General features: G+C 51.2%; 10 protein-coding genes. 5 read left to right on the top strand and 5 right to left on the bottom strand.

What is annotated here, in order from left to right:
- Positions 1-217: 217 nt before the first annotated feature.
- From GKC03_04210 to GKC03_04190, 5 genes are all read right to left on the bottom strand, one after another.
- A complete protein-coding gene (locus GKC03_04210) occupies positions 218-1,831 on the bottom strand; it encodes a hydrogenase iron-sulfur subunit (GenBank protein NYT11739.1) in 1,614 nt (537 codons plus the stop codon).
- On the bottom strand, positions 1,831-3,573 hold the full coding sequence (locus GKC03_04205; GenBank protein NYT11738.1) for a CoB--CoM heterodisulfide reductase iron-sulfur subunit A family protein: 1,743 nt from the start codon (positions 3,571-3,573) through the stop codon (positions 1,831-1,833). The genes GKC03_04210 and GKC03_04205 overlap by 1 nt, the downstream gene beginning before the upstream one ends.
- A gap of 242 nt (positions 3,574-3,815) precedes the next feature.
- Entirely contained in the window at positions 3,816-4,127 is a 312-nt protein-coding gene (locus GKC03_04200) for a hypothetical protein (GenBank protein NYT11737.1), read from the bottom strand.
- Positions 4,128-4,145: 18 nt separating this feature from the next.
- On the bottom strand, positions 4,146-5,225 hold the full coding sequence (gene ftsZ, locus GKC03_04195; protein NYT11736.1) for a cell division protein FtsZ: 1,080 nt from the start codon (positions 5,223-5,225) through the stop codon (positions 4,146-4,148).
- A gap of 94 nt (positions 5,226-5,319) precedes the next feature.
- Entirely contained in the window at positions 5,320-6,024 is a 705-nt protein-coding gene (locus GKC03_04190) for a hypothetical protein (GenBank protein NYT11735.1), read from the bottom strand.
- Between the two features lie 806 nt (positions 6,025-6,830).
- Between GKC03_04190 and GKC03_04185 the strand changes: the two genes are divergently transcribed.
- Genes GKC03_04185 through GKC03_04165 form a run of 5 tightly spaced genes read left to right on the top strand, consistent with a single transcriptional unit; the run spans position 6,831 to position 15,189 of the window.
- Positions 6,831-9,854, top strand: coding sequence for a CoB--CoM heterodisulfide reductase iron-sulfur subunit A family protein (locus GKC03_04185; protein NYT11734.1), 3,024 nt, complete (start codon positions 6,831-6,833; stop codon positions 9,852-9,854).
- Complete coding sequence (locus GKC03_04180) at positions 9,734-10,624, top strand: hydrogenase iron-sulfur subunit (GenBank protein ID NYT11733.1); 891 nt, start codon at positions 9,734-9,736, stop codon at positions 10,622-10,624. The genes GKC03_04185 and GKC03_04180 overlap by 121 nt, the downstream gene beginning before the upstream one ends.
- A gap of 25 nt (positions 10,625-10,649) precedes the next feature.
- Positions 10,650-13,631: a CoB--CoM heterodisulfide reductase iron-sulfur subunit A family protein gene (locus tag GKC03_04175; protein ID NYT11732.1), complete on the top strand. Its 2,982-nt coding sequence runs from the start codon at positions 10,650-10,652 to the stop codon at positions 13,629-13,631.
- Entirely contained in the window at positions 13,541-14,044 is a 504-nt protein-coding gene (locus GKC03_04170) for a hydrogenase iron-sulfur subunit (protein ID NYT11731.1), read from the top strand. Before GKC03_04175 ends, GKC03_04170 begins: the two co-directional genes overlap by 91 nt.
- Entirely contained in the window at positions 14,044-15,189 is a 1,146-nt protein-coding gene (locus GKC03_04165; GenBank protein ID NYT11730.1) for a (Fe-S)-binding protein, read from the top strand. The genes GKC03_04170 and GKC03_04165 overlap by 1 nt, the downstream gene beginning before the upstream one ends.

The following is a 15,189-nucleotide window of genomic DNA, read 5'->3' as shown; positions in this document are numbered from 1 at the left end:
CATCCCTCTGGGATGCATCCCATTGACCGAGTTTTCGCTCAACTATTTCACAAATAAAAGGGCAGCAATTGAGTTCGATCGGGTCATTCGATTCTTTCTGAATTTCCAATTTGATTGAATAACATCATTGTTGAACATTTCCCTAGAACAAAGGGTTGGAGGAGGGATTGTGAATTCTCACGGGTCTCTAAACTCATGATGTCCTAATCCTCGTCCATCATAGGTTCAAGTGCCTAGCAAGGTACACAGTATAATCCTCGATAGGAATGTCCACCAACTCGCGGTCACAAGGGATCTCCTTTGAGATCGCGCAGCTCAGGTGTATCCTGCACTTGGGGCAGACTGTCAGAAGGGTCTCTGCTTCAGTCCTCTTGGCCTCCATTATTCTCTCGAGCTGCATTTTTTGAGCCGATTCGCTGCATGCCACGAAAGAGCTGACACCACAACAGATGGCCTTGTCCCTTACGTTCTCCATTTCCTTGATCTCGATCCCCGCTCTTTCCAGTAGCTCTCGCGGCGGATCGTAGATGCCCAGATGCCTGCCCAGCCTACAGGACTCGTGAAGGGTCACTGTTCCACTGTTGTCCGAGGAGAGGTCGATATCGCCTTCATCCGCAAGCTCCAGAAGGAACTCCGAGATGTGCATCACTTCGAAATCCAGATCCCCAAGTATGTCCCTGTAATCAATATCGAAGGTTCTAAGTCCCTCGGGGCAGGTGAAGACCACCGTCTTTGCCCCACTCTCCTTAATGGCCTCGATGTTCTTGTTCATCAGCAGCTCGAAACTATCCTCATCACCTACCCAATTGAGATCGTGACCACAGCAGACCTCGTTGTTGCTCACCACGGGCTCGATACCAGCGTGGTTCAGAAGCTTGATAGCGCTCACTGCGGTCTGGGTAAGGTCCAATTCCCGGTCTCTGAACACCAAGTCCATGTGGGGAAGACAACCTGTGAAGTAGAAGACATCTCCCGTTGTCTGGATCCTCACATCCTCAGGTATCCAGGAGAGCCTATTCTGCTTCTCGGTATATGCCATGATCCTCATCATGCTCTGCAGCATCCCACCTTGGGGGCATTCCTTGATTATCGAATCATGCCTTCCCCCTAACAGCACGGCCTCCGATCTCATTCTCCTGATGAACTCGGAGTAATCGACCTCGTAGGGGCACATAGCATTGCACATCTCGCAGGTGATGCAGGACCATATGTCCTTGTCTTCGGCAAGTTTGTCGGACACTCCCTCAAGGGCTCGAAGCACTATTCTCCTGGGAGCGAACTCCTCATCGAACCTGGCCACCGGGCATACGCTAGTGCACTTACCGCACTCCACGCAGTCGTGGGCGCTGGTGCTCGAGATAATATCATCGATCGCGTCCTTGTCGAAGACAGCCTCCTCCTCACCCATCTCACCGATTCGCGGAATGGGGTTTGGACCGAGTTCCTTTATCTTCGAGACGAGGTCGTTAGTGAGCTTTGCGAATTTCTTTGTCTCGGCTGCGGCCAACCACTCAGCTTCCAGACGACCCCCATCAAGACCGATGTAATCGAGGATCTTCTTTATCGCTTCCACTCTCTCTTTGGCCTTCTTGTTTCCCTCAAGGAAGTGGCACTCGTCCATGCGGCAACCGACGAGGGCCACACCGTCCGCGCCGTACTCGAAGGCCTTCATTATCATGGCCGGATCGACCCTCCCAGTACACATCACCCGAACGATCTTGATTCCCGATGGATAATCGATGTTCTGAACTCCGGTCAATCTCGCTGCGGGATAACCGCACCAGTTGCAGGCGAATGTGACCACGACCGGATCGAAAGCCTCCCCCTCCATTAGCTGACCTCCTTGATCACCGAGCGAACCTGGGAAAGCAGGCTGTCTCTCGTATAATGTCTCATGGTTATCGATTTGTTGCAGCAGACCACCGAGCAGATACCACATCCTTCGCAGACCATTTCATCGACTTGGGCGATCTTCTCGTCACCCTTTTCCACCAGCTCAACGGCTTCGAAGGGACAGTTCTCCACGCATCGACCGCACCCACGGCAGGTATGCTCATTGACCTCAGCGACAAGATTATCAATTGATATCTCACCCTTGTTCAGGAGGTTAATGACTTCGAATGCTGTCCTCTTAGCGTCGTCGATGGAGTATCTTATTCCCTTGGGACCCTGGGCACAACCCACCACATAGATCCCCTTCCTAATCTCCTCAGGATACATCGGGTTGAAGTCCTTCAAGAATCCGTCAATGTCAACCTGCAGTCGGAGCATCTTCCCCAGCTCCTCCGAACCAACGCTTGGCTCCTGACCCACGGCGAGGATCACGAGATCGCTATGGATGTTCAAGAGCTCTCCAGCGTCTGCATCCTCCACCCTGAGCAGTATCTCGCCGTCATCATCGATTATCTCTGCCACACGTCCCCTGATGAATATCACGCCTGCTTCCCTGGCCTCGAGAAGAAGTGTTTCGAACCCCCTGTATGGGCCTCTGAGATCGATGAAGTGTATGTAGACTTCTGTCTCCGGGTGGGCCAATTTAAACTCCTTGGCCGAACCGATCGCGTATGTGCAGCATACTATGGAGCAGTAGTTGTTGGCTCGATGGCAGTCGCGGGATCCTACGCAGAGTACGAAGTTCACAACCTTGGGAATCTTGTTGTCGGAAGGCCTTCTGAAATCTGCGGTGCTTGCTTTGGCCATGATGTCGCAGAACTCCATGGAGGTCACCACATTCTCCAACCTATCGTAATTGTACTCTGGGAGTGAAATGGGGTCGAAGGTTTTGGAGCCAGTCGCCACTATGATGATCCCAACATCGAATTCTTGCATGTCACCATTCGATTCAACCTCGATATGCCTCTCTCCAAAGCGCCCAGATATATGCGTGACATTACTATTCAGCATAACCTCGATATTAGGATGTGTTGCGATTTCTGGTATCTTTGGAGTAAGAACACACTCCTTGCAGTACCTCATGCAGCATATTCCGCATTCATGGGTTGGGAAGGTGGTAGATAGTTGATACGCTCTCCCTCCAAGTCGTTTTTCCTTCTCCACCAGATAGACCTTGAAACCCTCGTCAGCAATGGCCTTCGCGGATGCCATTCCGGCTATGCCGCCTCCAATGATGAGGACGCTGTCCCGTATGGGCATGACAATATCATCCAACGGCTTGGCCCGCCGCAAGCGGGCCAAACCGCTCAGCAGCAGGGATTTTGCCCTTCTAGTCGACCTCTCCCTGTCTATATGGACTAGCATGACAAGCTCCTTGAGGTTCACCCTCTCATAGAGGTACTTGTTCAGGCCAGCTTCTATCAATGACTCCCTTAATCGTTCACTTGTTGCGGTCTGGCAGCAACCCAACAGGACTCTCTCAGGCTTGTGCTCTCGATATCTCTCCACGATCTTGATGATCTCATCCACGGCACAGAGTTGGTGATGTATGAGAACATCGACCACGTCCTTCTCACGGAGGAGCATATCCCTGATGCTTTCAAGATCAATGAAATCACACATTTTGTCCTGTTCAGAGCAAATATAGATCGCTATCGTCCCTTCCTTGCTTTGTGCCATTCCTTCGTTCCTCCATTACAAGAAGGTATCATTCGTGTTGTGAACATTGTTAATATCTACTTTACTAGCTATATATTATTAATCACGAGGTTGAATGAAATCCAGATTAGGTCCATGGTTTACATAAAAGAAAATGACTCAGCTACTTGCGGTGGGGTAGCTGGATTGAGTTCCTAGGGTGCATTAGCCCCCGTTATCCTGTCCAAGTAATGCCATGGATAGAGCAGCTAGCAACTGGTTCGTCAATTTTCTGAATTGAAGTATTGCTCTCTCAGTTTCCTCAACGTCCCCGAAGTGCTCAATGTCTTGACCTCAATGCCATCCTTTCGTTCACTGAAGGAACCGAGGATCGCCAGAGTCTCTTCCTTTAGAAGGTGGCCGCATCTCACTATGCCCTTCGTCCCATCGAATTCGATCACCCTCGGTTCTTCAATCCTATACTCTCTGGATGCTTCCCTCAGGAGCGTGATGAGCCCGCTCTTAGTAATCGGGCCACCTTGGGTTAGGACGAAGGCAATGTACCGCCTTCTACCCCTCTTGTCCTTGACTACCATGTCCTCTATTCACCGGTCTTAAAGGATAGTACCTTTTTCTATGAACTGGGGTGACTTTACGCCTGTGATGACCACCAGCACCTTGATAGTGCCCTCAACCTCTGGCTCCACAGCGCATCCCCAGATGATCCTTGACATCGGGTTGATCTGATCTCCTATGAGCCTGGCAGCCTTCTCCGCCTCGGAAACGGTCATATCAGGTCCACCAACAACACGGATCAACGCGCCTTTCGCTGATTTCACATCGATGTCACCCAGGAGTGGTGAAGACATGGCCTCTGACACCGCTTCCTCCACCCTTCCATTGCTGGAATCTGATTCACCGATACCTATCATTGCCACGCCGCCGTTCTCCATGATGGTCATCATGTCGTTGAAGTCGACATTGACCAGTGCGGGCTTGGTGATGATCTCGGTTATGCCCTTGATGGACTGCATTAAAACCTCATCAGCTACCCTGAAAGCGGCTTCGATTGGGAGCTTCGGCACCAGTTCCAACAACTTGTCGTTCTCCACAACAATGGTGGTATCGCAGAATTCTTTCATGAGGTCCAGACCTCTGAGGGCATTTTCCCTTCTTAGTTTCCCCTCAGCCCTGAAAGGGAGAGTGACAATACCCATCACAAGCCTGCTGGTTCGTTTGGAAAGCTCTGCAACGTAGGGAGCGGAGCCAGTTCCCGTACCGCCGCCCATTCCCGCGGTGATGAACACGATGTCCTGGTTCTGGATGAATCTCATGATGTCAGTTCTGGCCTCGTCAGTGGCTCTTCTACCTACGTCCGGCTGCGCCCCTGCTCCAAGCCCTCTTGTGATCGTCCTGCCTAGAAGTATCTTGTTCGGTGCCTGAATGGAAAGTAGGTGCTTGGCATCACTGTTTGCAGCTACTAGCGTGGCGCCTATTATTCCCGCTTCGTTGATCCTGCGGATGGTGTTTGAACCGCCACCTCCGCAACCCATGATTGTTATGCTCACCTGAAGAGACTCTACCAGCTTCCTTAGCTCTTCGTCTGACTCCATAGGAAGGCCAGGTTGCTCAATTCCCTCTTCGTCCACAGATTCCTCGTGAGCCTCCAATGCCCTGTCAATGATGGATTTCATGATTTCCCATCCCAGATGTTTAGAATTCGGGTTGGCGAATACGGTTGGAAATACTTAAATCCATTCTCTTCGCCACAATGCTCAGGAAGGGTATTCAAATGAACTCGAATTCTGCGCCACAACTTATGCAGTACCTATCCTCCGCTCCCAGGGGGGCATCACACCCAGGGCAGCGATCAATAAGGACCGCCCCGCAATCGCAGACCTCTGTATCCTCATCGATCATAAGTCCGCAGACAGGGCAATTGATGAGACGATAGCAATCGAATATCTCCCCGCAATAGGGACAGACTGTGTTTTCCTCGGAGATATGGGTCCCGCAGATGGGGCAGCAGAAGTCAACTCCTTCCTCCTGGAATATTGCACCACATTCACATCTTCTTGATCCTGGTTCTAGATTGATGCCACATAGGGGGCATGTCAGAAATGATTGAATGTTTCCCGTTTGAGGTATCAGGTTCTCATAGGGTTCATGACAATAAGGGCAGAAGCCCGTGCGCGAGAGGCAGATGATGTGAAAAGTTCTGCCGCAATTACACTCCAGATGGTTTGAACCCTCTTTGATCCTTCCCAGACAGATCTGGCAGACTTGGGATTTCACCTCGGGCCCGTTTACCAACACCCTTGGCCTTTGATTACTGATCCTGCCCCTCCAAATGATCTTTGTGATACCGTCGAGTTTTGGGACCATTGACCCCTGGTCGCATCCTTCCTTGGAATTCATGTAACTCCTTAGACTGATGATCGTCACAGCGGCCATTGCCCCGAGAACCGTTGCGGTAACCAGGAGAATGATCACAGGGAACGGCAGGGTTATTTGAATTAAATCTCTTTCTACGTTTTTCATATTACATATGATTGATACGCATTTCAAGAAATCAGATCCGAGGTCAAGGGCAAATGATTTCGAAAAAAGCAAGAAACATCATCAATCATCACCTATGTTTTATTCTTGATTCGAATCTTTGATTTCTTGATTTTTATCTTTATGATTACGAATATCATAACAATTGTGTAATTAATAGAAAATATTCGTTGCTTGAAAACGAGAAATAAAATATACGGGATGAAAATCTGAAACTAGTTCGGAGTAAATATCAAATAGCCGAGTTACGCTTCACCTATGAAAATCGAATCCCCTTTTGGGTTAATATCCAGTCGGGAATTTGAAGATGTCAACGGAAGCCCCACGGTTCCAACATTGCCGCTTATCGTAAGGATGGTTATGGTGTGATGGGAATTGGACGGAACTGCTGACATAATCGTATTCCTTCTGAGGAATTCGACCTTTGGGCAAGCTTCCAAGGACCAGTCGAAGAGTCGAGGAATGAGAATGGAGACCACGAGAAAACTCAACTCTGGCTCGTGTTGGGAAAACGACACACGCTCTAGCCGGAGGTCGCTCCTTTCAACATGTCTACGAAGCTTCGTTCTTTTTTGGGAATTTAAAAATGGGCTTTTAAAACCTTATCGGATGGATTTTGCCTTCTTACGAAGCATCATCCATCTGAGACGGGAGGGCGAGATTCAACATCATGACCCTCACAATTGGGCTATTGGGACGAAATCAGGGAGGACCTAGATTGCAGAAAAGGGAGGAAGAGCTTGACCGACAACGAGCCTAACTCAGTACTTGTTGTTGGTGGAGGAATAGCAGGAATTCAAGCGGCATTAGACCTAGCCGAGGTCGGTGTCAAAGTGTATCTGGTAGAAGAAGATCCAAGCATTGGTGGGAAGATGGCCCAATTGGACAAGACTTTCCCAACTAATGATTACTCGATATGCATACTGGCTCCGAAAATGGTTGACTGCTATGGCCATCCAAACATCAATGTTCTAACCCATTCCAAGGTGATTGGGCTTGAGGGCGACAAGGGAGACTTCAAGGTGAAGGTTCTCAGGAAGGCCACATACATCGATCAGGAAAAATGCATGGGTCGTGGGGACTGCATTGAGAAGTGTCCTGTGAAAGGAGTCCTAGATTACTGGGAACTTGGACTATCTACGAGAAAGGCGATATATATTCCATTTCCACAAGCGGTTCCGAAGACCGCGGTCATAGATCCAGAGACCTGTCTATATCTGACACAGGGGAAGTGCGGAATATGCGCAAAGGTCTGTGAGTACGACGCCATCAATTTTGATATGGAGGACGAGGAGATCGAGTTCGAAGTCAACTCAGTGATACTCTGTCCTGGTTTTGATGAATGCAATGCCTCAATGAAGACGGAGTACGGCTATGAGTTCTTCAAGAATGTTGTGTCGAGCAGAGAATTTGAAAGGATCCTCAGCACTGCTGGACCCTATGAAGGCCAATTACTAAGGCCATCTGACAAGAAGGCGCCAAATAGAATTGCATTCCTCCAATGTGTGGGTTCCAGAGATGATAAGGTAGGAAACACCTACTGTTCATCTGTCTGTTGCATGCATGCACTCAAGGCAGCCATGATCGCCAAGAACCGCCTCAATAAGGTGGAGCCGCACATATTCTTCATGGACGTAAGGACGGTTGGCAAGGAGTTCGAGGACTATCGTATCCGGGCGGAGCAGGAAGAAGGAGTTGTGATCCATCGAGGGACTCGAGTCGCCTCCATTGATGAGGATGACGACGAGAACCTTATTGTTCACTACAGCGATGGTGAAAGACTGGTCGAGGAGACCTTCGATCTTGTGGTTCTGTCAGTGGGTGTCTGCCCTACCACATCGGCCGGGGAAATCTCCAAGGTTTTCGGCGTCGAGCTCAACAAGGACGGATTCTGCTCCACAAGCGTCTGGGATCCTTTATCCACTTCCAGGGATGGTATCTACGTGTGTGGGACCTTCTCAGCACCAAAGGACATACCAGCCTCTGTCGCTGAGGCGTCTGGAACAGCTTCTAAAGCGCTTTCGACCGTCACCGAACGGGAGAAAGTCTCCATCCTTCGAAAGGACTACCCCTCAGAAAAGGATGTGCAGGGTGAGAAGCCCAGAATAGGGGTATTCGTATGTCACTGTGGTAGAAACATCGGTGGTGTGGTCAATGTGAAGAAGGTTGTACAGGCCACGAAGGAACTGCCCGATGTGATCAGCGTTTCCGACTTCCTTTATGCGTGCTCACAGGACGCACTTGAATTGATGAAGGAGAAGATCGAAGAACACAGATTGAACAGGATAGTGATCGCTTCGTGTTCTCCAAGGACACACGAACTGCTATTCCAGAATTGCATCAGGGAAGCTGGCCTGAACCAGTATCTCCTGGAGATGGCAAACATACGCGATCAATGCTCGTGGGTTCACATGAATGAGAAGAGAAAGGCCACCGCTAAGGCAAATGATCTGGTTAAGATGGCAGTGGCCAAGGTAAGACTGGTTGAGCCTTTGACAACACCCACATTCCCAATTGGCCATTCCGTCACGGTCATAGGAGGCGGTCTCGCCGGAATGACATCCGCCCTGGAGATCGCCAGTAATGGCTACGAGGTCGATCTGATCGAGAGATCAGACAGGCTTGGAGGTCATTTGAATAGAGTGCTTTTTAAGCAAGACGGCAAAACCGGAAGGGAAGCTGCGGATGAGATGATTTCCAGAGTCATGTCAAATGATAGGGTGACCGTCCATCTTGAGACAGAGATAGAGGAAGTAGCGGGTTTCGTGGGCAACTTCGTGCTCAATACCAATGGTGGACCGATAAAGGCTGGGGCCATCATTGTGGCCACAGGCGCTGAGGAGTATCAACCACAGGAATACTTCTACGGCGAGGATGACCGTGTGGTCACACAGCTGGAGTTGGCAGAGATGATGGCCGAGAAACCTCTCGAGGCCAAGAATGTGGTCATGATCCAGTGTGTTGGCTCCCGGACCGAGGACAATCCGATGTGCAGCTGTATCTGCTGCACGACAGCTATGAACAATGCAATTAATGTAATGAGGAGCAACCCAGGTTCAAATGTCTTTGTTTTCTGTAAGGACATAAGGACCTACGGCCTCAGGGAGGATCTCTATCGGGAAGCTTGCGAGTTGGGTGTGAAGTTCATAAGGATGCCTGATGCCGAAATGCCTGAGGTCAAGATGGAAGATGGTAGATTATTGGTCAGCGCCAATGACTTCATTCTCGGAGATGAGGTGGTTGTCAATGCGGACCTCTTGGTCCTTTCCACTGGTATTAGACCCAGGGAAGATTCGAGCAAGCTGGCAAGGATGCTAAAGATTCACCTTAGCAAAGATGGCTTCTTCCAGGAGGCTCATATGAAGTTAAGACCTGTGGAATTTTCCACTGAAGGTATTTACATGGCAGGTCTTGCCCATTGGCCGAAGCTTGCCAACGAGAGCATCGCCCAGGGCGCGGCCGTTGCTTCGAAGGCCATGACCATAATCGCGAAGAGCGAGTTAGAGGGGATGGCCCCGGTTCCAGTGATCGATGAATTGAAGTGCAGGGCTTGCGGCATTTGCCAGGAGGTCTGTGCTTTCAGTGCGGTAGATATGAAAGAAGACTCCACAGGTGCTCTGAAAGCGTCTGTGAACCCTGCCCTATGCAAGGGGTGCGGCTCCTGCGGAGCAGCCTGCCCAGTGGGGGCAATCGTCCTCATGCATTACACAGATTCTCAGCTCCTGGCCGAGGCCTGTGTGGCCCTCAAGGAGGTGATGGAGTGAGCAACTTTGAACCAAAGATCATTGGTTTCCTATGCAACTTCTGCGCCTATGCCGGTGCTGACCTGGCAGGCGTGAGTCATTTCCAGTATTCAACCAATATACGCTCTATCAGGGTGCTTTGCAGCACCAGGATTACCGCTCACATAATCCTCGAAGTGTTCAGCGAGGGAGCTGATGGGGTGTTGATCGGGGGTTGTCACATCGAGGACTGCTGCAATCTCTCCGCTCACATATACACGCAGAAGAGGGTGGAGATGGCATGGCAGTTGATGGAATTCGTTGGTCTTGACCCAGGGAGGCTGAGGTTAGAACCTGTCTCAGCCTCGGAAGGCGAGAGGTTCGCCGAGGTTGTCGACGATTTCGTCAAGTACCTGAAGAAGCTTGGACCATCCCCGGTCAAGGACAATGAGGAGCTTCAAGTGAAGCTCGACGCCGCTATTGGGACTGCCCGAGAGTACAGGCTGAGGCTTCTCAGCGGCAAGGAATTGGATCTTACTCAGAGAGGGAATGTCTACGGCGACCTCATCAACGTTGATGAACTGGATGAGCTGACCGAAGTGGTGGTAAAGGAGGACTATGAAAGAAATCTTATCCTCCAATTGACTAAGACCAATCCCCTCTCAGTAAAGGAATTGGCGGAAGAGATAGGTGCTCCCCCTCAAGAAATACTGAAGCAAGTAGTCGTTCTGAGGTCGAGGAATCTCATAGGCATGGACTCCATTGAGGGCCCTACACCGAAATACAAGGCTCTGTTGAGGGGAGGTGCCTGAGATGGGCGAAAAGATCGGCGCAGTAATGGTCGTCGGGGGCGGCATCTCTGGAATACAGTCAGCCCTGGATCTTGCCGACTCAGGCTTCAGAGTCTACTTGGTGGAGAAGAAGCCAAGCATCGGGGGCGTGATGGCCCAGCTGGACAAGACCTTCCCCACCAACGATTGCGCGATGTGCATACTCGCCCCAAAACTCGTGCAGGCGGGAAGGCATCACAACATCACAATAATAAACAATGCGGATCTTGAAAAATGCGAGGGTGAGCCCGGAAATTTCAAGGTGACGCTCAAACAGAGGGTACCCAAGGTCAACCCAGAGAAATGCATAGGCTGCGGAACCTGTGCAGAGAACTGTCCCGTCGAGTACGTAGATGAGTTCAACGAGGGGCTCATGAGGAGGAAAGCGATATCTGTGCTTTACCTTCAAGCGGTTCCCCTGGTATACAGCATTGATCCCGAACTCTGCATAGGGTGCGGTGCCTGCAAGCTCTCATGCAATACCGGAGCCATCGATTTCGAGCTGGCGGACAGGTCCGTAGCGGTCGAGGTGGGTTCTATCATTCTTTCGCCTGGTTCGGAGGAATTTGAGCCTTCGGTGAAGAAGGAGTATGGCTATGGAGAATACCTGAATGTGGTGAGCAGCATAGAATTTGAAAGGATTCTCAGCGCCACTGGCCCATATCTCGGGCATGTGCTTAGACCTTCAGATGGTGACATACCCTCCAAGATAGCGTTCTTGCAATGCGTTGGGTCCAGGGATGAGAAGGTAGGAAACACCTACTGCTCATCAGTCTGCTGCATGTACGCGCTCAAGCAGGCCATCATCGCTGGGGAACACGCCAAGGGACTGGAACCGCACATCTTCTTCATGGATGTGAGAGCGGTCGGAAAGGAGTTCGAGGACTACCGCAAGCGCGCTGAGCTTGAACGTGGCGTTATTATTCACCGGGGAGTTAGGGTGGCCTCTCTCGAGGAAGACCCTGAGACCAAGAACATTATCGTCAGGTACAGCGAAGGGGGCGATGTTTACGAGGAAGAGTTCGAAATGGCAGTCCTTTCGGTAGGTCTCTGCCCTTCGAACAGCGCCGGGAAATTGCAGGAGGTCTTCGGCATTGAGCTGAACAAGTACGGCTTCTGTGAAACCGGTGCTTGGGATCCGCTGAGTACATCCAAGGAGGGCATATTCGTAAGCGGGTCATTCGCTGCTCCCATGGACATCCCGACCACGGTGGCCGAGGCTTCGGGAGCAGCGGTTAAGGCATCGGCAATCATTTCGGATAGGAGGAATACACTTGCCAAACCAAAGGAGTATCCTCATGAGGTCGACATAAGGACTCAAGAGCCCAGAATAGGGGTGTTCGTATGCCACTGCGGCATCAACATCGGCGGGGTGATCAACGTCCCGGAGGTGGTGGAGTATGCAAAGACCCTGCCAAATGTCGTTCACGCCGAGGCGAACCTGTACACCTGCTCCCAGGATACTCAGGAGATCATCAAGAGGATGATCAATGTGAACAACCTCAACAGGGTGATCGTGGCATCATGCACACCGAGGACTCACGAGACTCTATTCCAGAGTACCATCAGGGAAGCCGGCCTGAACCCGTATCTCTTCGAGATGGCCAACATACGCGACCAATGCTCATGGGTGCACTCTCACGAGCCAAAGAAAGCCACGGAGAAAGCCAAGGACCTTGTGAGAATGGCGGTGGCGAAGGCAAGGCTCATCTCACCTTTGGAGAGGACTAAACTTGAAGTCTATCACTCAGCCGCCATCATTGGAGGTGGCCTCTCTGGGATGATTACCGCCCTCGAGATCGCCGCCCAAGGCTTCGATGTGGACATCATCGAAAGATCGGATGGCCTTGGAGGCAATCTGAAGCGGGTCCACATTTACAAGGATGGAAAGACCGGCAAGCAGGTATCCGATGAGCTCATTGCTAAGATCTCTAGAAACGAGAAGATTACCGTACATCTGAACGCTGAGATTGAGAACATCTCGGGTTTCGTGGGCAACTTTAGGATATCACTTCCGGAGGAAGAGATTGAGGCAGGCACGATAATACTGACCACGGGAGCACAGGAATACCAGCCCACCGAGTACTTCTACGGTGAGGATGACCGCGTGGTCACACAGCTGGAGTTGGCAGAGATGATGGCCGAGAAACCTCTCGAGGCCAAGAATGTGGTCATGATCCAGTGTGTTGGCTCCCGCACTAAGGATAATCCGATGTGCAGCCGCATCTGCTGCTCGACTGCCATGAACAATGCGATCAGCATCAAGAAGGCCAACCCTGAGGCCGAGGTATACATGTTCTACAAAGACATCCGGACCTACGGCTTCAAGGAAGATCTCTACAGGGAGGCAGGCGAGCTTGGCGTGAAGTTCATAAGGATGCCGGACGACACCATGCCAGACATGACGGTGGATGGAGGCATCATCGATATTTCCGCCCAGGATGTGATTCTTGGGGACAAGGTGTCGGTACAACCGGATATGGTGGTACTCTCCACAGGCATTAAGCCCAATCCCGACAACGAGGAATTGGCGAAGATGCTCAAAGTTCCCCTTAGCAAGGATGGCTTTTTCCTGGAGGCTCACATGAAGCTCAGGCCGGTGGACTTCGCCACCGAGGGGGTGTTCCTTGCAGGCCTTGCCCATTGGCCTAAGCTCGCGGACGAGAGCATCGCCCAGGCGGCGGGAGCCGCATCAAGATCAATAATGGTGATATCCAAGGACACCGTGGAGGGTGAGGCCACAATAAGCTATGTGGAGGAGGTGAAATGTCGGGGCTGCGCTAGATGCGAGGCAGTCTGTGAGTTCTCCGCCATCACAGTGCAGGAAGTTGAGCCAGGAGTTTTCAAGGCCAGCATCAACCCCGCGCTCTGCAAAGGATGCGGTACATGTGCAGTGACATGCTGCAACGGGGCTATCATCAGCAAACATTTCACCAACGAGCAGATACTTGCAATGGTCGAGTCCTGCCTAGAGGGGGTGAGATATTGACTGCCTTCGAACCGAGGATCGTGGCCTTCTGCTGCAATTGGTGCTCCTACGCCGGCGCGGACCTTGCGGGGGTCAGCAGACTGCAGTATCCTCCCAGTGCTAGGATCATTAAGGTGATGTGCAGTGGAAGACTGGAACCGCAGTTCATTCTGAAAGCCTTTGAATTGGGGGCGGATGGTGTGCTGGTGGCTGGGTGCCACATAGGTGACTGTCATTACATCGCGGGCAACGAGAAGGCAAAAGTGAGAGTTGAAATGACCAAGGAGCTTCTTGACGTTCTTGGCGTGGACAGCAGGAGATTGAGGCTGGAGTGGATTTCCGCGGGGGAAGGTACCAAATTCGCCGATACCATGAATAATTTCACCAAAGAGTTGGAGGAACTCGGTCCAAGCCCCTTGAAGGAGGTGATCTAATGACCAAGATCGAGGAGTTCATCGAAGAAACTGGAGCCTTCGACTGCGTGGAGTGCGGTAAGTGCACCAGCCTTTGTCCAGTAGCGAATATTAATTCCGATTTCGCCCCTAGATTGATAGTGGTCAAGGCCCAGGAGGGTCTGGAATCGGAGATCAAGCGTGACAAGGACATATGGTCATGCATAACCTGTGAGATCTGCAACGACATGTGCCCCTATGAGGTGGATTTCTCCGGCTTCATCCAGAGGATGAGGGTAGAGGCAGTGGGAATGGGCAATGTTCCCGTTTGCTCGGAGGCAGGGGCGGTCCAGACCATGCAGAGGATCACAGGTATGGGACAGAAGCAGAACCGGCTCGCATGGCTCACAGATGATCTAAAGGTGAGTGATAAGGGCGATGTCTACTACTTCACGGGCTGCGCCTACCAACTCGGTATCCTTTTCAACGATAAGGCACCCGAACTGAAGGAGATCCCCGCGAACGTGGTGAGGATAATGAACGCCGCGGGAATCGAACCGGTAGTGTCCAATAAGGAGGTCTGTTGCGGTCATGATCAGCTGTGGTCTGGGGATGAGGTAGGCTTCATTGACCTGATGGAGCAGAACGTGGAAATGATCAAGGAGACCGGAGCAAAGAAAGTGGTCTTTTCATGCCCAGAAGGTTTCAGAACCTTCAACATCGACTATCAGGGGTTCCTGGGAGACTTGGACTTTGAGATTCTGCATATCTCCGAGTTCCTCATGAATCTGATAGACGAGGGGAAGCTGGAGTTCAAGGAGACCGATGAAACGGTCACCTACCACGACTCCTGTCGGTTGGGGAGGCACGCTGGCATCTACGATACGCCAAGGGATCTGCTCGACGCCATGGGGGTCGAGTTTGTTGAGATGGCTAGCTCTCAGGAGAAAGCCTTGTGCTGCGGGGTCAATGCGTTCACCAACTGCAACGAAGCCTCAAGACAGCTCCAGATGATGAGGCTGCTCGAGGCCAAGCAGACAGGAGCGGAAACGATGTTGGCCTTTTGTCCCAAGTGCGTGATACATTACAACTGTCTGCTTTCGATGGAAAAAATGCCCATTGAGAGAGAGAAGATTGATATTAAAGTAAAGGATTTCAGCAACTTCGTGGCAGAACATATGAAGTGA

This window comes from Methanomassiliicoccales archaeon, from assembly GCA_013415695.1.
In the GTDB taxonomy this organism is placed as follows: Archaea; Thermoplasmatota; Thermoplasmata; order Methanomassiliicoccales; family JAAEEP01; genus JAAEEP01.
The sequence above is the reverse complement of the archived record's forward strand: the minus strand, read 5'-3'. Positions and strand labels throughout refer to the sequence as shown.